Consider the following 20,057-nt stretch of genomic DNA (forward strand, 5'->3'; position numbering starts at 1 on the left):
AATACGCAGCCTCATGCTGCACCAAATTTCCACTCATACTAATAAGGTCTTACGTGTCGCTCTATCGGCTTTGCCATTAACTTTAATGCAGAAAAATATTGACCCTCTCCAGGGGGGATGTTAGGCCTGATATTCAGGATATTTTTCTCCAGCCCGCCATTTGACCCTCCTTGCACCATCCCGTACTTTCGGCAGCGAATATCTGTTTCTCTCATCCCAGGGTGTGTCGTTATGTATCTGAGCCATTTTAAATTCGCCAGTCAGCCTTTCAGCAAGGTGACGCGTTCTGCGGGGGCCTTCTTCGTGCCCTACCATCAGGATGTGTTCGGCATGCTGAAGGACAAATCGCGCACGCCGGGGATCATGGGGCTGTTTTCCGACGACGAATCCCTGCTCAGCCAGTTCAGCAGTGAACTGCTGGCGCAGACCGCGGCCAGGGTGGCGATCAATGCTTTTCCGAAGCTGAGCGCCAGCGCCCTGCTCTATAAGCTCAATCCGAAGAACACCGATGCCAAAAACAGACTTCATGCCATTGATGCAGTGCTGCGCCAATGGCATGAGGCATTCCCGCGCTGTCGCACCCAGGGCCTGGTGCTGAGTATTTCTGCAGTCCAGGCGATGCGCGACAACAGCTGGGAGGTTCTGGGCATGCTGCTGACGCGGGCACAGGAGTGCGATCTGCCGCTGACGATCCTGCTGACCGGCACTCCGGATCAGGAGGCGCGTCTGCTGGCCGATACCGGCCTCGGCGCCCGGATGCATACGCGCCATACGCTGCGCGCCCTCACCGGCCGCGAGACTCTTCACTATATTCAGGAACAGATTGCCCACCACGGCGCGGATACCTCGCCGTTCACACCGGCCCGCATTCGTCGGATGCAGGCCCTGACCAAAGGTTCCGTCAGCCAGCTTAACGCGCTGGCGCACCTGGCGTTGCTGGCCGCATGGACTGAACGTGCCGGGCTGGTGGGGACACGCCATTTGCGCCTTGCGGCAGGAGAAGTGTTACCGGTTAAACGCAGCAACAGACGGCTCACAGTGGGGCTGTTCGCCTGCGTGATGTTTGCGGCCTGCGGCTGGCATTTCTCTGGGGCTATCACCGGGGCGCTGCCGTTCAAACCGCCGGTGCCAGCACGCTGGATCACTAAGGTGAGTAAACCTCAGGCACCTGTGCAGCCAGCGATTGACCGCGAGGTGGTGAACCAGCCGGATGCCATGCATCAGCTGTACACCATGTGGGGGTACGATGCGTCCGCCGAGGAGGCCCTGTGCCAGAATGCTGGCCGGGTGAACATGCAGTGTAAACAGGGCAGCGCGCCGCTGGGCACGCTGGAGCAGGAGGGGTATCCGTGGATCGGCGAGCTGAAAACCGGGGATCATCTCAACTATGCGGTGGTGGCGCGGGTCGGGAAAGATTCTCTCGATCTGCTGATGAACAACCGCACCTGGCAGGTGAGTCGGAACTGGTTCAGCCAGCACGCCACCGGCAATTATACCCTGCTGCACCGTCTGACGCCGTCAGGCAAAGAGGCGATCACCGCCGCCAGCGACAGCCAGGACGTGAGCTGGATCGATGCCCAACTGAGCCAGGCCCTGAATGCGCCCGAAACGCACACCCACATCTGGACGCAAACGCTGGAGGCACGAACTAAGGAATTCCAGCAAAACATGCACCTGCACGTTGACGGCCTGCCGGGGGAAGATACCCTGATGCAGCTGATGCGCGTCAACCACACCACACCCGCCATTCTGACATCACTGAGCGACAGCGCTACCGCTGCGCCGGTTGAAGGGAAAAAGTCATAATGTCCACGATATGTCTTGCTGCCCAGCGCAGCTATGTCACCGGGGAGGCGGTGTGGTTCTCTTACCGCCTGCCGTCGATAAAACGCATTCTGGGAGGATTGCTGGCGACGCTGTTCTGTCTGTGCGCGATGGCGATCGCCGGGCTCTACGCCCATCTTTACCAGGATCTGCGCCATCCGGCGCCCGCCCCAAAACCGGCGGCCGTCGCTGCGCCTGAAACCCAGGTGTCGGATATGCACTATGTCTATGTATCGAAGCCCTTCCCGCAGCCGAAGCCAAAACCTGTGCCGATAGCACCGCTACCCGCCCCGGAAGAGAGCCCGATAGCGGATAATGAGGCCGACTGGCAACAGGCTCCGGACGGAATACCGCTGGATCAGGCTCTGCCCGACACACAGGAAGAGGTTCATACCCTCTCATTGCAGGAACGGTTTATGCAGGCCGTGAAAGAACAGCAATTAGATTATTCTCAAGGGAAAATACCGCCACAGCCGGACGATGAGACGTTGGATACAGGACAAGAGTTAAAAAAATCTCCTCCGGTTGAGTCGAAGGAGATCGGGCGGGTAAATTTCAGTAACGTTCCGGCAGACTATTGATGGTAATTAACTTACCTTTTTCAACCACAATATAGTGACCTTTCTTGAGGTCGGAAAGAATTTTAATAATAGTGCTGCGGGCAAGGTTAGTGTATTCCTGAATGTAGTCATAAACGTTTACATCGCGTTTATGTAAAACGATCAAATCGTTAATTTCGAGAAGGAATTCACGTACTACAGAATAGGCGCTGCGGGCGACAAGAATATCATCACGTTTCGTGAGGATACCGATATACCAGACCAGAACCTGAGTCAGATCAGCCCAGAGGTTATTTTCACGGATGATACGTTCGAAGTCGGTTTTTTTGATGGTGCGGATCACGGTGGGGGTGCGGGCAATGCCGTACATATGGGCAGCATTATTGTAAACGGAAGCGACACCTAAAATGCCCTGAGTACGCATGGTAAACATGCTTAACTCATCGGATATCCGGCGGATTTCCACTTCGCCACTGACCACAATATGAATATAATTAGTGTCAGCGGTAATGATTTTCTGCCATTTCTTTAACGTTTTTTCCGGACAATCAGCGGTTGCAGCAATAATCGCGTCTATCGCCTGTTGCGGACGACTATTAATACCGTAGATACTTAACATTATTATGCCTGTTTTCAATTTTTTATATATAACGGGGTGCGGCAACATACATGTCGCAGCAATAAAAAGGGATCAGATTCAGATAAAGAGAAGATGTACATTCTATTGAGAGTAACTCTCATATTATTTTTATTTGCTAAATTGCTTAGCAAGCTATGTGTACATATTAAATGCGGGTAATTTTAAGTCAATTAACTAAAAATGAATTGCGGATGTACTTAAGATTAATCTTAAGGAGGATAAGGTAAAATTACTCAAAAAGGGTTATTAATCAGGGCTATCCTTGCCCGTATTTTTCCAGCAACGCTTCGGCAATGGCCATTGTTTCTTTATCAGAAACACCATTCCATAATTGCGGACGAAAATGCATTTGAAATGCCATTATTATTCTTTTCTGTTGTGCAGGAGATATATTCTCCGGCACCTCATACCCATACCGGGCTAATAAATCGAGTAACGCCGATGTCTCTACCGGCTGATACGGCGGCTGCCCGTTAAGGTAAAACGCCACCCGGGCCGGATCTGGCCAGGCCCCTATCCGCTGCTGCGCCAGCGCCTGCCACGGGAACAGCGGCCCCGGGTCGTCTTTGCGCTGCGGGGCGATGTCCGCATGGGCCACCACGTTCTGCGGTTTGATGTCGTAGCGCTGGATAATGTCCTTCGCCAGCGGGATCAGGGCCGCTATTTGCGCAGGTTCAAACGGGACGAAGCGCTTTTGTCCGTCGATTTTTTGCCAGCCGCGGTTTTCCAGCTCGATTCCAATAGATGTGTCATTAATCCGGGTCGCGCCGCGCCAGAAGCTGACCCCGGCATGCCAGGCCAGATCGCGCTCCGGCACCAGCTGCCAGATCCGCGGCTTGCCGTTGTGCTGGGGCGGGATCGCCGGGATCAAATAGTGGGAGCTGACGTTTTTATCGGTCAGGGTAGCGAGGGAGCTGTCAAAGTCGTCGGCAGTATAGTGAATCACCAGTACCTTGACGCGGGGGTAGGCCGCCTGGGCCTGACGCCGGGTATCCAGCTCATAGGCACCTTTGTCCACGACGCCTTTCTCTGTCGCACAACCTGCCAGCAACAACGCCAGCAGGACGGGCACAATGGCACACTTCATCGGCGCGTTTTCACCGCCGTGCCGCTGACGCTGACCATCAGCATGCTGGCGTCTTTACCCACGGTTTCGTAGTCGATATCGATACCCACGACGGCATCGGCACCGAGTGCCTTCGCCTGCTCGCCCATCTCTTTGAAGGCGATCTCACGGGCTTTACGCAGCTCTTTTTCATAGGCGCCTGAGCGACCACCGACGATATCGCGGATACCAGCAAAAAAGTCGCGGAAAACATTGGCCCCAAGAATGGCTTCACCGGTCACTACGCCACAGTATTCGCTGATAGGCTGCCCTTCCAGGGTTGGGGTGGTTGAGAATTGCATGTTCGTCTCCTTATTACGCATTACGTGCCTAACCAATTAAGAACAAAACCATTATCGGATCGTTACGCTATGATTTAAAGGTTAGTTAATTATTGCAGCCTCATAAGGAAATCAACATGCGCTATTCTGCTTTGACGCTTTTAGTGCCTTGCGCGCTGCTGCTCAGCGCCTGCACCACCCCGGTCACCCCGGCCTTCAAGGATATTGGGACCCGCAGCGGCAGCTGCATCACCGGCGGTCCGGATGCCGTGGCCCAACAGTTCTATGACTACCGCATTTCGCACCGCAGCAGTGACCTCACCGCGCTGCGCCCGTACCTGAGCGATGACCTGGCGCTGTTGCTGAGCAATGCCAGCCGCGATCCGCAGCATCAAAATCTGCTGAAAGTCGATCCGTTCTCCAGTCGCACCACCCCGCCGCAAACGGCCGACGTCTCCAGCGCCTCGACCATCCCCAATACCGATGCGCGCAACATTCCGCTGCGGGTGAAACTGACCCAGGGTAACGAAACCTGGCAGGATGAAGTGCTGATGATCCGCGAGGGAGAGTGCTGGGCGATTGACGACGTGCGCTACCTCGGCGGCAGCGTCCATGCCCCGGCGGGCACCCTGCGCCAGTCCATAGAGAACCGTTAAGCAGATAAAACCCCGCAAAATGTCTGGCATTTCGTGAGGAATGCCGACATTTATTCTCGTCGCCATCTCCGCTCGCTACTTTGTGCTATGTTTAGCAATAGATACGGTTTATATTTAACTTTTAACGCAGTTATATTGCATAACTATTCTGTGAACGGTACTATTTGCGGCCTCAATTGCTATAGATTGCCTGGATGAGTAAAGACTGCCCCGATGAGTATTCAACTAAACGGCATTAACTGCTTCTACGGCGCACACCAGGCGCTGTTCGACATCACACTGAATTGTCCTGAGGGCGAAACGCTGGTGCTGTTAGGCCCCAGCGGCGCGGGTAAAAGCTCGCTGCTTCGCGTTCTCAATCTGCTTGAAATGCCGCGCTCCGGTACGCTGGATATCGCCGGTAATCACTTTAATTTTGCCAAAGCGCCGTCTGAAAAAGCGATCCGCGATCTGCGTCAGAACGTCGGTATGGTCTTCCAGCAATACAATCTCTGGCCGCACCTCACCGTGCAGCAGAACCTGATCGAGGCCCCCTGCCGCGTGCTGGGTCTCTCCAAAGAGCAGGCGCTGGCCCGTGCCGAGAAGCTGCTGGAGCGTCTGCGCCTGAAGCCGTACAGCGATCGCTATCCGCTGCACCTCTCCGGCGGTCAGCAGCAGCGTGTGGCCATCGCCCGCGCCCTGATGATGGAGCCTGCCGTGCTGCTGTTTGATGAGCCGACCGCCGCGCTGGACCCGGAAATCACCGCCCAGATCGTCAGCATCATTCGCGAGCTGGCGGAAACAAAGATTACTCAGGTGATCGTGACCCACGAAGTGGAAGTAGCGCGTAAAACCGCCAGTCGTGTGGTCTATATGGAAAACGGTCATATCGTTGAGCAAGGGGATGCGAGCTGCTTTGCCCAGCCGCAGACCGACGCGTTCAGAAATTATCTGTCTCACTAATCGAATCGAGAGAACGACAATGAAAAAAATAGTGATTGCCGCCCTGCTTGCAAGCGTTAGCCTTTCTGCCACCGCTGCCGAGACCATTCGTTTCGCCACCGAAGCCTCCTACCCTCCGTTTGAGTCTATCGATGCCAACAACAAGATCGTGGGCTTCGATGTCGACCTGGCTAACGCCCTGTGTAAAGAGATCGACGCCACCTGTACCTTCGCGAATCAGTCTTTCGACAGCCTGATCCCGAGCCTGAAATTCCGTCGTATCGACGTGGTGATGGCCGGTATGGATATCACTCCGGAGCGTGAAAAGCAGGTTCTGTTCAGTACCCCGTACTACGAGAACTCCGCCCTGTTCATCGGGCAGAAGGGTAAATACGCGTCGATTGATGCACTGAAAGGCAAGAAAGTGGGCGTGCAGAACGGCACCACCCACCAGAAATTCATTATGGATAAGCACCCGGAAATCACTACCGTGCCATACGACAGCTACCAGAACGCCCGTCTGGATCTGCAGAATGGCCGTATCGACGCCGTCTTTGGCGACAACGCGGTGGTCACCGAATGGCTGAAGGCCAACGACAAGCTGGCTGCGGTTGGCGATAAAGTGACGGATAAAGATTACTTCGGCACCGGTCTGGGTATTGCCGTGCGCCAGGGTAACACCGCGCTGCAGCAGAAATTCAACACCGCGCTGGAAAAAGTGAAGAAAGATGGCACGTACGATTCCATCTACAAAAAATGGTTCCAGAAGTAAAAACTGATGAACGAATTTTTTCCATTAGCAAGCGCCGCCGGGATGACCGTCGGCCTTGCCGTTTGTGCGCTGATTATCGGCCTGGTGCTGGCGATGATCTTTGCCGTGTGGGAGTCGGCTAAGTGGCGACCTGTCGCCTGGGCCGGCTCTGCACTGGTGACCCTTCTTCGCGGCCTGCCGGAAATTCTGGTGGTGCTGTTTATCTATTTCGGCTCGTCACAGCTGCTGCTGATGCTGTCGGACGGCTTTACGCTCAACCTTGGCGTGGTGCAGATCCCGATTCAGATGCAGATCGAAAACTTCGACGTCAGCCCGTTTCTGTGCGGCGTGATCGCCCTCTCCCTGCTCTACGCCGCCTATGCCTCGCAGACCCTGCGCGGCGCGCTGAAAGCGGTGCCGGTAGGTCAATGGGAGTCCGGTCAGGCGCTGGGGCTGTCGAAAACGGCGATTTTCTTCCGTCTGGTGATGCCGCAGATGTGGCGTCATGCCCTGCCGGGGCTCGGTAACCAGTGGCTGGTACTGCTGAAAGATACCGCCCTGGTGAGCTTAATCAGCGTTAACGACCTGATGCTGCAGACCAAAAGCATTGCCACCCGTACCCAGGAGCCTTTTACCTGGTACATCGTGGCGGCGGCTATCTACCTGGTGATCACGTTGCTCAGTCAGTACATTCTCAAGCGTATTGACCTGCGTGCGACGCGTTTTGAACGGAGACCAGGCTGATGCTGGATTACTTACCCGAACTGATGAAAGGGCTGCACACCAGCCTGACGCTGACCGTCGCCTCGATTATCGTGGCGCTGGTGCTGGCGTTGATTTTCACCATCATCCTGACGCTGAAAACGCCGGTGCTGGTGTGGATTGTGCGCGCCTACATCACCCTGTTTACCGGTACGCCGCTGCTGGTGCAGATCTTCCTGATCTACTACGGCCCGGGCCAGTTCCCGACGCTGCAGGAGTATCCGGTGCTGTGGCATCTGCTCTCCGAGCCGTGGCTGTGCGCCCTGCTGGCCCTGTCGCTGAACAGCGCCGCCTATACCACGCAGCTGTTTTACGGTGCCATTCGCGCTATTCCGGACGGGCAGTGGCAGTCCTGCGGTGCGCTGGGGATGAGCAAGAAGGACACGCTGGCGATCCTGCTGCCGTACGCTTTCAAGCGCGCCCTCTCCTCGTACTCCAATGAAGTGGTGCTGGTGTTCAAGAGTACCTCCCTGGCCTACACCATCACCCTGATGGAGGTGATGGGCCATGGACAGCTGCTGTACGGACGCACCTATGATGTGATGGTGTTTGGTGCCGCCGGGGTGATCTACCTGGTGGTCAACGGTCTGCTGACGCTGTTGATGCGTCTGGTTGAGCGTAGAGCGCTGGCGTTCGAGCGTCGCAACTAAAACTGCATACAATATGATTAATAAAGGCGGGCAAGTCTAACAACAGCCCGCCTTTTTTTATGGAATAAATAATATTTAATCATTTTTATTGCATACAAATTCATTAGATGGCATTGTAACTCCCAGCCGCAGACACGGCATATAATGACAAGATTGACAGACGGGAGCTTCACAATGAAAAAGTTAGTTCTGGCCGCTTTACTGGCAACCTTCGCCGCCGGCGCCTCTGCCGCCGATAAAATCAGCTTCGGCGTTTCTGCGACCTATCCGCCATTCGAATCGCTGGATGCCAGCAACCAGATCGTCGGGTTTGATATCGACCTGGCGAAAGCGCTCTGTACCCAGATGCAGGCCGAGTGCACCTTTACTAACCACGCCTTTGACAGCCTGATCCCGGCTCTGAAATTCAAAAAATATGACGCGGTGATTTCGGGCATGGACATCACCCCGGATCGTAGCAAGCAGGTGGCCTTCACCGACCCGTACTACGCCAACTCTGCGGTAGTGATTGCGAAGAAAGGGGCTTACAAATCCTTTGATGAGCTGAAAGGCAAACGCATCGGCATGGAAAACGGCACCACGCACCAGAAATACCTCCAGGATAAACACCCGGAAGTGAAAACCGTGGCCTATGACAGCTACCAGAATGCGATTATCGACCTGAAAAATGGCCGTATCGATGGCGTGTTTGGTGACACGGCGGTAGTGAACGAGTGGCTGAAAACCAACCCGCAGCTGGGCACCGCTACCGATAAAGTGACCGATCCGCAGTACTTCGGCACCGGTCTGGGCATCGCTGTGCGTCCGGATAATAAAGCCCTGGTGGAGAAACTGAACGGCGCGCTGAAAGCGATTAAAGCGGACGGCACCTACCAGAAAATCAGCGACCAGTGGTTCCCGCAGTAAGATTGTTGTGCCTGTTTTGCCGGGTGGCGCTAACGCTTACCCGGCCTACAAAACCGCAAAACGCACCATCCGTAGGCCGGGTAAGGCGAAGCCGCCACCCGGCGTTACTCACAGCGGCACAAAGAAGCGAAAACTGGCTCCGTTCGCCGCCTCCATCAGCCTGATCCCTCCCCCATGCAACTCCAGCATTCTTTTGACGATCAACAGCCCCAGCCCGCCGCGATTATCCCGTGACGCCTGCTGGCTCAGCGCGGATGGCCGCATAAACAGCTGATCGCGCAGATGGTCATCGACACCCGGCCCGCTGTCATTCACCTCCACCTGCACCTGCTCATCCTCGACCCATACTTTGAGGCCGATCTCGCCGCCCGGCGGGGTATGACGAATGGCGTTATCCAGCAGGTTGGTCACCACCCGCTCGATCATCGACAGATCGGCGTTGATCATCGGCAGCTGGCGCGGCACGTCGATATGCAGCCTGAGCTGGCGGGTCTCCACCGCGAGGTCAAATTTTTGCGCCACGTCGGAGATCAGCTCCCCAATGGCAAAGCGCTCGCGCTGCGGCTTGATGCTGCCGTGCTCCAGGCGTGCCAGTTCAAACAGCTGCTGGGAAAGATGGCGAACCTTATGCCCCTGCCGCAGGGCAATAGAGAGATAGTGCTGGGTCTCCTGCGGTGACAGCGTGCCGGATTTCAGCGACAGGGTTTCCAGATACCCGAGCAGGGAGGTCAGCGGCGTGCGCAGATCGTGGGAGATATTGGCGATAAACTCCCGGCGCTGCCGGTCGCTGTCCGCCAGCTGATCCCACTGGCTGGCAATCTGCTGCGCCAGTTCAATAAAGGTGTTACGCAGCAGGGCCACCTCGTCAGAGGGGGCGACCTGCTGAGGCTGGGCGGCCAGTTGCTTAATGACGTGCATACTTTCCCGATCAAGGCCGCTCACCTCGTCGGTTAACTGCTTCACCGGCCGGGTAACCCAGTACCAGACCAGGCCCCCCGCCAGCGCGCCGAAAAGGGCTACCAGCAGCAGCGACCAGACCACCGTGCTCCACAGCGTTTTCTGCCACGCCCGCTCCGCCAGCGCGTTCAGCTCCTCGCCCTGCAAAATGATATAGAGGTAGCCGCGCAGCACGCCGTCCTGATGCAGCGGCACGGCGCTAAAGACCTTCTCTCCCGTCAGGGTGCGGGGATCGTCCCCGTAAACCGGCATCATCCCGCCGGTGAGAAACTGCTGCACCGGCGCAACAGTGAGCTTCTGCCGTTTGATATGCCCCGGCGGCGCGGCATCGGCGAGGATCTCCCCGTCCGGCGAGAGGATGTAAAGTTCTACGCTAGGGTTATAGGTCATCAGCCTGTCGAACAGCGGCTTGAGCCGGGTGCGATCGACCTGTCCGTTGGCATCGAGCAGGGTTTCGCGCTGGGCGATGTGCTGCGCCAGCCCGCCGGAGAGGCGCTGCACTATGGCGTTGCCGTACTGCATGCTGGTCCAGAGCTGCACCGCGCAGGCCACCGCTGCACAGCCCGTCAGCAGCAGAATAAACAGCAGGGTCAGACGGCGCGTCATTCCGCCTCCCTGGCGAACCGGTAGCCTTTACCCCAGACGGTGCGGATCACCTCCGGCTCGGCGGCGTCTTTCTCAATTTTTACCCGCAGGCGGTTGATGTGGGTGTTGACGGTGTGTTCGTAGCCTTCGTGCTGATATCCCCACACCTGTTCGAGCAGCGCCAGACGGGAGAAGACCTCCCCGGGATGACGGGCGAAAAAGTAGAGTAAATCGAACTCACGCGGCGTCAGGTCGATCGGCTCGCCATGCAGCAGAACGCTGCGGGCCAGCGGGTCGATGGTCAGGCCGTGGGCGGTAATCAGCCCGGACGTCTGCTGACCCATCGCCTGCTGACGGCGGAACAGCGCCCGGATCCGCGCCACCAGCTCCTGCACCGAGAAAGGTTTGGCGAGGTAGTCATCGGCCCCGGTTTCGAGGCCCAGAATACGTTCAGTTTCGCTGCTGCGGGCGCTGATAATAATCACCGGCAGGTAGTGATCGCGCTGGCGGATCGCCCGGCAGAGGGTCAGCCCGTCAACGTTGGGCAGCATCAGGTCGAGGATCACCGCATCCCAGTGGGTTTGTCCGAGCAGGTGCAGCGCCCTGCCCCCGTCCGCCTCGTGGGTAATTACGTAACCTTCGTCTTCTAAATTGAGGCGCAGCAACGCGGCGATATCGCCGTCGTCCTCCACCAGCAGGATCTGCTTCATCGGTCAACCTTATTGAATCTTAACAGGTAAAGCTTACCCGATTTCCGCGGCGGGAAACGTTCACATTTTGTTTAACATTGTGCGGGGTTTTGCCGGGTGGCGGCTGCGCCTTACCCGGCCTACAAAACCGTAGGCCGGGTAAGGTCTCAGGACTTAACTAACAGGGTCAGCACTTCATAGTGCGCAGTATGCGGGAACATATCGAACAGCTGCACGCGTGCAACGCGATACCCCGGCAGATCCCGGAGATCTTTCGCCATCGTCTGCGCATTGCAGCTGGAGTAGATAATAAACGGCGGGGCCATCTGGCTCAGGTATTCGCACAGCGCCTTGCCGATGCCGCGCCGCGGGGGGTTGACCAGCACCAGATCCGGCACGTTGCCCTGGCCGGTGGCGAACTGCGTCGAGTCGAGCGCCTGGAAATGCAAATTCGTCAGCCCCAGCTCGGTAGCAGACTGAGTGGCGCAGGCAATCGCCTCGGCGGAAATTTCAATCCCGGTGAGCGTCATCTCCGGGGTGGCGCAGTGCAGGCCAAAGCCGCCGACGCCGCAGAAGAGATCCCACATATGGTTGACCGGCAGCTGGCGCACCCAGTCGCGGGCGGTGGCGTACAGCTGGCTGGCAACGGTCGGGTTGGTCTGGAAAAAGCTCTTGGGGCGGATCCACAGCGGTACGTCGTTAAAGCGTTCCGCCAGCGCCTGGGCGTCGGTGAGGAAGATCTCCTCGTCGCCTTCCATGATCGCCATATGTACCGGCTGGATGTTGGCGGTGATCACCTTCAGCTGCGGTAATTGTTCCTGCAACCACGGCAGCGCCGCGCGCAGCTGGGGCAGTTTGGCGTCGGAGCGCAGCACGACGCGCAGCATCATCCCGCCATCCAGCTGGCTTTCGGTGAGCAGAATGTACTTTAGCTCGCCGCGCTTGCGTTCCACGTTGTAAGGCGTGAGGCCCGCGCGGGCAATAAAGGGTTTCAGGGCAGCAAAGACCGGGGCAAACGAGGCTGGATAGAGCGGACAGTCGGTCAGATCGACAGGGGTGCCGTCCCGGTGCAGCATGCCGAGTAGCGGTTTTTCGACGCTGCCGCTGACCACCATTTTGGCTTTATTGCGAAATGCCTGTTCCGGCCCGCTGACCGGCGCGCACCACTCCGCCACCGGCAGGTCAGACAGCAAGGTCTGCAGGTCGGCCATCTTGGCGGAAAGTTGAGAAGAGACCGGCTGCTCTATCCACTGACAGGAGCGGCAGCGACCGGCGTCATAGAGTGCGCACTGCATAACGAAACCTTAATACGTCTGGGGCAGCGATTATACACGTTATTGCAGACGGAAAAACCGTCGGCTGGCCGCGGGCACAAACAGCAGGCCGAGCACCAGCATATCGGGCAGCTTTTGCATCACCAGGGTGTGGAAGATCTCGCGTTTCGACTCGCCGGGAATGCTGAACAGCTCCGGATAACCGTAGCCCAGCGACGCGGCCCACAGATAGCCGGTGGCGACAACCTGGGTCAGGAAGTAGATGAGCCTGGCCCAGTTCCGCCCTTTCACCAGCGAAAAGGCGCAGAAGATTTCGATAAACACCAGCATCAGGCTGGCAAAAAAGACCAGCGTCAGGTTCCATGTCTGGACGCTGCGGTGAATGAACTCGCCCATGCCACGCATGCCCAGGGTATTGAAAATCATAAATACATCGAGGCAGCGGATCATAATAATGGCGAGCGCCGCCACCTGCACCAGAGCAGGAACATTCAGACGGGCATGTGACTGACTTGTTTTAGTGAAAAATTCCAACGTGATGTCTTCCATGAAACGATGCCGCGTTAACGCGGCATCTCAATTACGCTTCTTTGCAGATTTTAGGAGCTTCAGCTGCGTCTTGCACGCTGGATATCGCGCTGGCGCTGTTTTTCAGACCGCGCCATCAGATACCAGGCAATCAACCCGATGATGCCAACCACGCCGAGAATCAGCGTCGCCAGGGCGTTAATCTCCGGGTTGACCCCCATGCGCACGCTGGAGAAGACCAGCATCGGCAGCGTGGTCGCCCCCGGGCCGGAGACAAAGCTGGCGATCACCAGGTCGTCCAGCGACAGGGTAAAGGCCAGCAGCCAGCCGGAGACCACCGCCGGCATGATCATCGGCAGGGTGATGATAAAGAACACCTTCAGCGGGGTGGCGCCCAGATCCATCGCCGCCTCTTCAATGGAGTGATCCAGCTCGCGCAGCCGCGAGGAGATCACCACCGCCACGTAAGCGGTACAGAAGGTGACGTGGGCCAGCCAGATGGTCAACATGCCGCGATCCGACGGCCAGCCGATGGCGTGCCCCATCGCCACAAACAGCAGCAGCAGCGACAGACCGGTGATGACGTCGGGCATCACCAGCGGGGCGGTGATCATAAAGGCAAAGCCGTTGGCGCCGCGGAAACGACCAAAGCGCACCATCACCACCGCGGCGATGGTGCCGAGGATCACCGCCATCGTCGCCGCACAGGCGGCAATGGTCAGGCTTAACCCCACGGCGCTGATCATCGCCTCGTCACGGAACAGCTCGCCGTACCAGCGCGTGGACCAGCCCGCCCACACCGTCACTAATTTGGAGCTGTTGAAGGAGTAGATCACCAGCATCAGCATCGGGGCATACAGGAAGGTAAACCCGAGCACCAGGATCAGGATCCGCCACGGCGAGCGCACTACCGGTAAGTTGTTCATCCGTGATCTCCCATCTGTTTCTGCTGGTACTTGTGGAACCACATGATCGGCACGATCAGCAGGAGCAGCATCACGATCGCCACCGCCGAAGCCACCGGCCAGTCGCGGTTGTTAAAGAACTCCTGCCACAGCACGCGGCCAATCATGATGCTGTCCGGGCCGCCGAGCAGTTCCGGGATCACGAACTCCCCCACCGCCGGGATAAACACCAGCATCGACCCGGCGATGATCCCGCCTTTGGTCAGGGGCACAATCACCGTGAAGAAGGTTTTCAGCGGACGGGCACCGAGATCCAGCGCCGCTTCCACCAGCGAGTAGTCAATGCGCGTCAGGGCGGTGTAGATCGGTAGCACCATAAACGGCAGGTAGGCGTAGACGATGCCGATATAGACCGCCAGATTGGTGTGCAGAATGGTCAGGGGCTGATCGATAACCCCCAGCCACAGCAGAAAGTTATTCAGCACGCCGTTGTTTTTCAGGATCCCCATCCAGGCATAGACGCGGATCAGGAACGAGGTCCAGGAGGGTAAAATCACCAGCAGCAGCAGGATGTTGCGGGTCGACGGCTTACTGTGCGCCACCGCCCAGGCCAGCGGATAGGCCAGCAGCAGACAACAGATCGTCGAGATGCCCGCCACCTGCAGCGACTGCAGGTAGGCTTCAAAATAGAGCGGGTCCTCGGTCAGCTGCAGGAAGTTGCCCAGGTTGAGCATAATCGACAGCTGACTCTCCCCCCACTCCACCAGATCGCTGTAGGGTGGGATGGCGCGCGCCATCTCCGCCAGGCTGATTTTAAACACAATCAGGAACGGCAGGAGGAACAGCAGGATCAGCCACACGTAAGGCAGGGCGATCACCAGCTTGCGCCCGTGGGCCATCTGCATGCGGGTCAGCCAGCTGGTATCAATGCCCGCCGCTACGCGGGTCGCAGGTTCAGGTTTGCTCATCGCCGTTCCTTATACCGTCAGCACAACGCAGCTGTCCGCTTCCCAGCACAACTGCACTTCGTCGCCCCAGGTCGGTAGCCCTTTGCGGTAGCGGTAAGTGTTCTGCAGCTGGGCGCTGATCATCTGCCCACTTTTAAGACGCACGTGATAGATGGAGAGATCGCCGAGATAGGCGATGTGCACCACCTCCCCGATGGCAAAGTTATAGCCATCGGCAGGCGCTACGTCGCAGAGGGTAATTTTTTCCGGGCGCAGCGCCACGTACACCGGGACGTTGTCCACCACCGAGTTGTCGGCAGCGACCTTCAGGGGGTGGATCAGCCCCGGCGAATCAATCACCAGGCCGTCTTGTTCACGCGCTTTCAGCAGCCCCTCAAACACATTCATGGAGCCGATAAATTCGGCGCTGTAGCGGGTAGTGGGGTGCTCGTAGATTTCTTCCGGCTCGCCAATCTGCACGAATTTGCCGCGGTTCATAATCGCGATGCGCCCGGCCATGGTCATGGCCTCTTCCTGGTCGTGGGTTACCATCACGCAGGTGGCACCGACGCGCTCGAGAATATCCACCACCTCCAGCTGCATGCGGTCGCGCAGTTTTTTATCCAGCGCCCCCATGGGTTCATCGAGGAGTAGCAGTTTTGGCCGTTTCGCCAGACTGCGCGCCAGGGCCACGCGCTGACGCTGGCCGCCCGAGAGCTGGTGCGGCTTACGCTTCGCAAACTCCTGCATGTGCACCAGGCTCAGCATTTCGGCCACGCGGGCGGTGATTTCGGCCTTTGGCAGTTTGTCCTGCTTCAGGCCAAAGGCGATGTTCTGCTCCACGGTCATGTGCGGGAACAGCGCGTAAGACTGGAACATCATATTGATCGGACGCTGATACGGCGGCACCTGAGAGAGGTCGACGCCGTCGAGCATGATCTGCCCGGTGCTGGGCTGTTCAAACCCGGCCAGCATGCGCAGCAACGTCGATTTCCCGCAGCCAGATGCGCCCAGCAGGGCAAAAATTTCGCCTTTGTAGATAGTCAGGCTGACATCATCCACGGCATTCTGACCATCAAAGGATTTAGTCAGATTACGGATTTCCAGCAGCGGGGTCAGCGCTTTACGGGTTTTCGCCTGCGGGCGGGGGATCGCGTCGTTCACGGGGTGCTCTCCGGCATCAATCAAACTGGTGCAGGCGCACCAGAACGGTGCGCCTGTTGCCGGGGGCGCTACGCTTGCCCGGCCTACGAGGAACGGTTATTTACCGCTTTTCACTTTGGTCCACGCGCGGGTACGGACGCGGTCGATTTTCGGCTCCTGCACGCTCAGGGTGAACATTTTGGCGCGCACGTCAGCCGGTGGGTAGATGCCCGGATTGTCACGCACTTCGGCGCTGACCAGCTTCGTGGCCTCTTTGTTGCCGTTGGCGTAGAAGACGTGGTCAGAGATATGAGCGATGACGTCCGGACGCAGCAGGTAGTTCAGGAACTGATAGGCTTCATCTTTGTTTTTCGCATCAGCAGGCATCGCGAAGACGTCAAAGAAGGCCATCGCCCCCTCTTTCGGGATTGAATACGCGATATTCACGCCATTTTTAGCTTCTTTGGCGCGGTTCGCCGCCTGCAGCACATCCCCTGCCCAGCCGATGGCGACGCAGGTATCGCCATTCGCCAGGTCGTTAATGTACTGGGACGAGTGGAAGTAACGGATATTCGGACGCAACTTCAGCAGCAGATCGGTTGCCGGGCCGGTATAGTCATCCGCTTTGGTGCTGTTCGGATCTTTGCCGAGGTAGTTCAGGACGGTGGCAAACACCTCTTCCGGAGCATCGAGGAACGACACGCCGCAGCTTTTCAGCTTCTCGAGGTTCTCAGGCTTGAGCACCAGATCCCAGCTGTTCACCGGGGCATCTTCACCCAGCGCTTTTTTAACTTTTTCAACGTTATAGCCAATGCCGGTGGTGGCCCACATGTACGGCATGGCGTACTTGTTATCCGGATCGTGTTTGGCAATAAGCTTCAGCAGCTCGGGGTCGAGGTTTTTCCAGTCCGGCAATTTGCTTTTATCCAGCGGCTGGAACACGCCGGCAGAGAGCTGACGCTCAAGGAAGCTGGCTGACGGCACCACCAGGTCGAAGCCGGTGCTGCCCGCCATCAGTTTGCCTTCCAGCACTTCGTTGGAATCGAAGACGTCGTAAACGACTTTAATCCCGGTCTCTTTTTCAAAATTGGCGACGGTATCCGGCGCAATATAATCAGACCAGTTATAGATATGCAGTGTTTTTTGTTCCGCAGCAAGCGTGCCGGCAGAGACAGCCATCAGAGCACCTGCAACCAGACCCGATAACCATTTTTTATGTAAAGCGATCATAGCGTTAATCCTTCTGAAAGCGCGTTAACAAACGCGCTAAAAATGAACACTCTTAGCCTATGCAAGAAACGTGCATAATTTATCACTCTGCCTGCAGCAGAAGATGTTACTCAGGCGGCGGTATCTGCTCGCATTTAACAGCATCGCAAGAATAAACTGTAGCTTGTCTCCGTAGCTATAGCTCAGATTAAAAAACGCCTTTTAACAATTTTTTATGCAGGAAGTGTCTATGTGATAAGCCGAATTGGCGGGATGGCGGTGAATAATTCTTTAAAGAAAGGTTAAAGCCAGCACAAACGAGGGTGTTATGCAGCCGCCACGACAGCGACTGCCTAAAAGTCAGACAGCTTTAGTGCAGAAAATTGCCCGAGGAATCAGGTTGCTCAACGCCCTCTTCAGCGTTGTACAGCAGATGATGGGCGCTGGCTTCCAGCATCACCATTGAGATCTGCTCTTCGCTCTGCTGCATGAAAGCGGCAAACTGCGGGAAGGTCAGCCCGACGGCTGCGTAGAAAGACTGGCAAACCACCAGTTTTGGCAGATTATCATCCTGTATATCGAGAAAGGCTTTCACGGTCAAAGAACTGGCATTGATGGCGGATAAATCCGATGCTAAGGCCAGTAACGCCGAGGGTTTGACCTCTGCCAGCGCCGAGAAAAGAATCACGTCATTAATCAGATCGAGCTTGGCATCAAACACGCCGTCAAAGTTTTGCATGTGCGGCAGGTGTAGCGCCTGGCAGGTATCGCATTCAAAAAAGCTGACGCCCATGTTGTCGAGCCAGTGGCGCAAGGTATCAAGTGTCGGTACTACGAGTGAATCCATAACGGTGGAACCTCTTAAAAAAATAACAGTGCGTGGCAGGTGAGTTATCCGCCCGTTTTCAGGCAAAACTCCGGCGTGGCCTGGCGCTCTATCCAGCCGATCATCTTTCCGGCGATATCAACCCCGGTGGTTTTCTCAATGCCTTCCAGCCCCGGTGAGGCGTTAACTTCCATCACCAGCGGCCCGCGATCGGCACGTAAGATATCGACCCCGGCAATATCGAGCCCCAGAGTCTGCGCGGCCTTCAATGCGATCTCCCGCTCGCGCGAGGTGATCTCTGCCACCCGGGCAACGCCGCCCCGGTGCAGGTTGGAGCGAAAATCGCCCTCTTTGGCCTGGCGCTCGATGGCGGCAACCACTTCATCGCCCACTACCAGGCAGCGAATGTCGCGCCCTTTCGCCTCCTGGATATACTCCTGCACCAGAATGTGGGCGTTCAGGCCGCGAAACGCATCGATCACGCTCTCTGCCGCCTGGCGGGTTTCCGCCAGTACCACGCCAATTCCCTGGGTGCCCTCGACCAGCTTGACCACCAGCGGCGCCCCGCCCACCATCTCGATCAGATCGCTGGTGTCGTCGGGGGAGTGGGCAATGCCGGTGATGGGCAGGTCGATCCCCTGGCGAGCCAGCAGCTGCAGGGAGCGGAGTTTGTCACGCGCCCGGGTGATCGCCACGGATTCATTCAGAGGATAGCTGCCGAGCAGCTCAAACTGGCGCAGCGCGGCGGTGCCATAAAAGGTAATTGCCGAGCCGATGCGCGGGATAACCGCGTCGAAGTGCGGCAGCTGACGCCCTTTATAGTGAATGGAGGAGGCCGCCGGGCTGATATTCATATAGCAGGACAGCGGATCGAGGATTTCCACCTGATGGCCGCGCCGCTCCGCCGCTTCACGCAGCCGTTTACACGACCAGAGCGTTCCATCCCGGGACAATATGGCAATTTTCACCCTGCACCTCTCAGACATGATCCGTAAAAGCCTGCGTATCATACACGCAGGCAGGCGCAGGATGAATGAACTTATCGCGTAGCCCAGCCCTGTTTATGCAAATAATCGAGGATAAACGGACGGTTCTCTTTGATGATGGTGCGCCGGATATGGTCGCTCCAGGTATCGCGGCGATTATTGGTCGCGCGGCTGAGGTAGTAGTTCGCCAGCTCTTCGTCGTACTGCGCCAGCACCTCTTGATCAACCGGCTGGTAGTGATTTTCATGCACCACCATCGCCGCAGGCAGGCGCGGCTTAACGTCCGGGTTATCCGCCGGCCAGCCGAGGCACAGGCCAAACAGCGGCAGGACGTACTTCGGCAGCTGCAGCAGTTCGGTTACCGCCTCAATGCTGTTGCGGATGCCGCCGATGTAGACGCCACCCAGCCCCAGCGACTCGGCCGCCGTCATCGCGTTCTGCGCCAGCATAGCGGTATCCACCACCCCGAGCAGCAGTTGCTCTGCCAGGCCGAGCTGCGCCTCAGGGCAGATTTGCAGATGACGGTTGAAGTCGGCGCAGAACACCCAGAACTCCGCCGCCTGGGCGACGTGCTGTTGTCCGCCGGTGAGGGTCACCAGCTGTTCGCGCATCGCGGGGTCGGTGATGCGGATAATGGAGCTGCACTGCAGGAAGCTGGAGCTGGAGGTGCCCTGTGCACCGGCAATAATGGCCTCGCGCTGCGCATCGCTGATGGGTTGGTCGGTAAAATGGCGAATGGAGCGGTGGGAACGTAGCAGATCAATTACTGGCGTCATCTTCTCTCTCTTTACGGGCGTTACTGACATGTGGCCAGTATAGGCAAAGAAAAGGAGGCTGTAATTGGCCAAACATAGCCTGAAGATATCAATGTAACAGGCAGAACCTGCTTTCCATTACCGATAGTTATCGGCAATATAGCGTCATTCGCCGTCTGGCTTAGTTTCAGGAGAGA

22 protein-coding genes are annotated in these 20,057 nt (G+C 57.2%); 8 read left to right on the forward strand and 14 right to left on the reverse strand.

The window, feature by feature from the left end:
* Positions 1 to 231: 231 nt before the first annotated feature.
* Together M8318_RS18385 and M8318_RS18390 are read left to right on the forward strand one after the other, a co-directional pair.
* Positions 232 to 1,806 carry an ExeA family protein gene (locus tag M8318_RS18385; RefSeq protein WP_262663877.1) on the forward strand — a complete coding sequence of 525 codons (1,575 nt, stop codon included), beginning with the start codon at positions 232 to 234 and terminating at the stop codon, positions 1,804 to 1,806.
* Positions 1,806 to 2,405, forward strand: coding sequence for a hypothetical protein (locus M8318_RS18390; protein ID WP_262663879.1), 600 nt, complete (start codon positions 1,806 to 1,808; stop codon positions 2,403 to 2,405). The genes M8318_RS18385 and M8318_RS18390 overlap by 1 nt, the downstream gene beginning before the upstream one ends.
* On the opposite strand, the gene M8318_RS18395 is transcribed toward M8318_RS18390, so the two are convergent.
* The 3 genes from M8318_RS18395 to M8318_RS18405 all read right to left on the reverse strand — a co-directional run bounded on the left by M8318_RS18395 (position 2,380) and on the right by M8318_RS18405 (position 4,431).
* Positions 2,380 to 3,003: a helix-turn-helix domain-containing protein gene (locus tag M8318_RS18395; protein WP_262663882.1), complete on the reverse strand. Its 624-nt coding sequence runs from the start codon at positions 3,001 to 3,003 to the stop codon at positions 2,380 to 2,382. The genes M8318_RS18390 and M8318_RS18395 overlap by 26 nt on opposite strands.
* A gap of 277 nt (positions 3,004 to 3,280) precedes the next feature.
* The gene (locus M8318_RS18400; protein ID WP_262663883.1) at positions 3,281 to 4,111 is read right to left on the reverse strand and encodes an N-acetylmuramoyl-L-alanine amidase; all 831 of its coding nucleotides are present in this window, start codon (positions 4,109 to 4,111) and stop codon (positions 3,281 to 3,283) included.
* Positions 4,108 to 4,431 carry a heavy metal-binding domain-containing protein gene (locus M8318_RS18405; protein WP_106992536.1) on the reverse strand — a complete coding sequence of 108 codons (324 nt, stop codon included), beginning with the start codon at positions 4,429 to 4,431 and terminating at the stop codon, positions 4,108 to 4,110. Before M8318_RS18405 ends, M8318_RS18400 begins: the two co-directional genes overlap by 4 nt.
* Positions 4,432 to 4,547: 116 nt before the next feature.
* Here M8318_RS18405 and M8318_RS18410 point away from each other — a divergent pair, with 116 nt between their 5' ends.
* The 6 genes from M8318_RS18410 to artJ all read left to right on the forward strand — a co-directional run bounded on the left by M8318_RS18410 (position 4,548) and on the right by artJ (position 9,056).
* Positions 4,548 to 5,066: a lipoprotein gene (locus tag M8318_RS18410; RefSeq protein WP_262663885.1), complete on the forward strand. Its 519-nt coding sequence runs from the start codon at positions 4,548 to 4,550 to the stop codon at positions 5,064 to 5,066.
* Between the two features lie 213 nt (positions 5,067 to 5,279).
* On the forward strand, positions 5,280 to 6,008 hold the full coding sequence (gene artP / locus M8318_RS18415; RefSeq protein WP_262663887.1) for an arginine ABC transporter ATP-binding protein ArtP: 729 nt from the start codon (positions 5,280 to 5,282) through the stop codon (positions 6,006 to 6,008).
* A 19-nt stretch (positions 6,009 to 6,027) separates the two neighbouring features.
* Complete coding sequence (gene artI / locus M8318_RS18420; RefSeq protein ID WP_262663888.1) at positions 6,028 to 6,759, forward strand: arginine ABC transporter substrate-binding protein ArtI; 732 nt, start codon at positions 6,028 to 6,030, stop codon at positions 6,757 to 6,759.
* A 6-nt stretch (positions 6,760 to 6,765) separates the two neighbouring features.
* The gene (artQ, locus tag M8318_RS18425) at positions 6,766 to 7,482 is read left to right on the forward strand and encodes an arginine ABC transporter permease ArtQ (RefSeq protein ID WP_262663889.1); all 717 of its coding nucleotides are present in this window, start codon (positions 6,766 to 6,768) and stop codon (positions 7,480 to 7,482) included.
* Positions 7,482 to 8,150: an arginine ABC transporter permease ArtM gene (gene artM, locus M8318_RS18430; protein ID WP_106992531.1), complete on the forward strand. Its 669-nt coding sequence runs from the start codon at positions 7,482 to 7,484 to the stop codon at positions 8,148 to 8,150. The genes artQ and artM overlap by 1 nt, the downstream gene beginning before the upstream one ends.
* 174 nt (positions 8,151 to 8,324) lie before the next feature.
* Positions 8,325 to 9,056, forward strand: coding sequence for an arginine ABC transporter substrate-binding protein ArtJ (gene artJ / locus M8318_RS18435; RefSeq protein ID WP_106992530.1), 732 nt, complete (start codon positions 8,325 to 8,327; stop codon positions 9,054 to 9,056).
* 108 nt (positions 9,057 to 9,164) lie between these two features.
* Here artJ and M8318_RS18440 read toward each other — a convergent pair whose 3' ends face one another.
* From M8318_RS18440 to nfsA, 11 genes are all read right to left on the reverse strand, one after another.
* Positions 9,165 to 10,619: a sensor histidine kinase gene (locus tag M8318_RS18440; RefSeq protein ID WP_262663890.1), complete on the reverse strand. Its 1,455-nt coding sequence runs from the start codon at positions 10,617 to 10,619 to the stop codon at positions 9,165 to 9,167.
* The gene (locus M8318_RS18445) at positions 10,616 to 11,308 is read right to left on the reverse strand and encodes a response regulator transcription factor (protein WP_166181977.1); all 693 of its coding nucleotides are present in this window, start codon (positions 11,306 to 11,308) and stop codon (positions 10,616 to 10,618) included. Before M8318_RS18445 ends, M8318_RS18440 begins: the two co-directional genes overlap by 4 nt.
* A 146-nt stretch (positions 11,309 to 11,454) precedes the next feature.
* Positions 11,455 to 12,582: a 23S rRNA (uracil(747)-C(5))-methyltransferase RlmC gene (rlmC, locus tag M8318_RS18450; protein ID WP_262663891.1), complete on the reverse strand. Its 1,128-nt coding sequence runs from the start codon at positions 12,580 to 12,582 to the stop codon at positions 11,455 to 11,457.
* Between the two features lie 39 nt (positions 12,583 to 12,621).
* The gene (locus M8318_RS18455) at positions 12,622 to 13,110 is read right to left on the reverse strand and encodes a YbjO family protein (protein ID WP_262663892.1); all 489 of its coding nucleotides are present in this window, start codon (positions 13,108 to 13,110) and stop codon (positions 12,622 to 12,624) included.
* 59 nt (positions 13,111 to 13,169) lie between these two features.
* Positions 13,170 to 14,015 (reverse strand): putrescine ABC transporter permease PotI, encoded by an 846-nt coding sequence (potI, locus tag M8318_RS18460; protein ID WP_262663893.1) that lies wholly within the window; start codon positions 14,013 to 14,015, stop codon positions 13,170 to 13,172.
* On the reverse strand, positions 14,012 to 14,962 hold the full coding sequence (gene potH, locus M8318_RS18465) for a putrescine ABC transporter permease PotH (protein ID WP_262663894.1): 951 nt from the start codon (positions 14,960 to 14,962) through the stop codon (positions 14,012 to 14,014). The genes potI and potH overlap by 4 nt, the downstream gene beginning before the upstream one ends.
* Before the next feature lie 9 nt (positions 14,963 to 14,971).
* Positions 14,972 to 16,105 carry a putrescine ABC transporter ATP-binding subunit PotG gene (gene potG / locus M8318_RS18470; protein WP_262663895.1) on the reverse strand — a complete coding sequence of 378 codons (1,134 nt, stop codon included), beginning with the start codon at positions 16,103 to 16,105 and terminating at the stop codon, positions 14,972 to 14,974.
* 96 nt (positions 16,106 to 16,201) lie between these two features.
* The gene (gene potF / locus M8318_RS18475) at positions 16,202 to 17,314 is read right to left on the reverse strand and encodes a spermidine/putrescine ABC transporter substrate-binding protein PotF (protein WP_166181972.1); all 1,113 of its coding nucleotides are present in this window, start codon (positions 17,312 to 17,314) and stop codon (positions 16,202 to 16,204) included.
* A 349-nt stretch (positions 17,315 to 17,663) separates the two neighbouring features.
* Positions 17,664 to 18,140: a YbjN domain-containing protein gene (locus tag M8318_RS18480; RefSeq protein ID WP_262663897.1), complete on the reverse strand. Its 477-nt coding sequence runs from the start codon at positions 18,138 to 18,140 to the stop codon at positions 17,664 to 17,666.
* Positions 18,141 to 18,184: 44 nt separating this feature from the next.
* The gene (rimK, locus tag M8318_RS18485; protein WP_106992520.1) at positions 18,185 to 19,087 is read right to left on the reverse strand and encodes a 30S ribosomal protein S6--L-glutamate ligase; all 903 of its coding nucleotides are present in this window, start codon (positions 19,085 to 19,087) and stop codon (positions 18,185 to 18,187) included.
* Between the two features lie 71 nt (positions 19,088 to 19,158).
* Complete coding sequence (nfsA, locus tag M8318_RS18490) at positions 19,159 to 19,881, reverse strand: oxygen-insensitive NADPH nitroreductase (RefSeq protein ID WP_106992519.1); 723 nt, start codon at positions 19,879 to 19,881, stop codon at positions 19,159 to 19,161.
* Positions 19,882 to 20,057 lie beyond the last annotated feature (176 nt).

Origin of the sequence: Leclercia tamurae (genome assembly GCF_025566055.1) — a bacterium.
In the GTDB taxonomy this organism is placed as follows: Bacteria; Pseudomonadota; Gammaproteobacteria; order Enterobacterales; family Enterobacteriaceae; genus Enterobacter; species Enterobacter tamurae.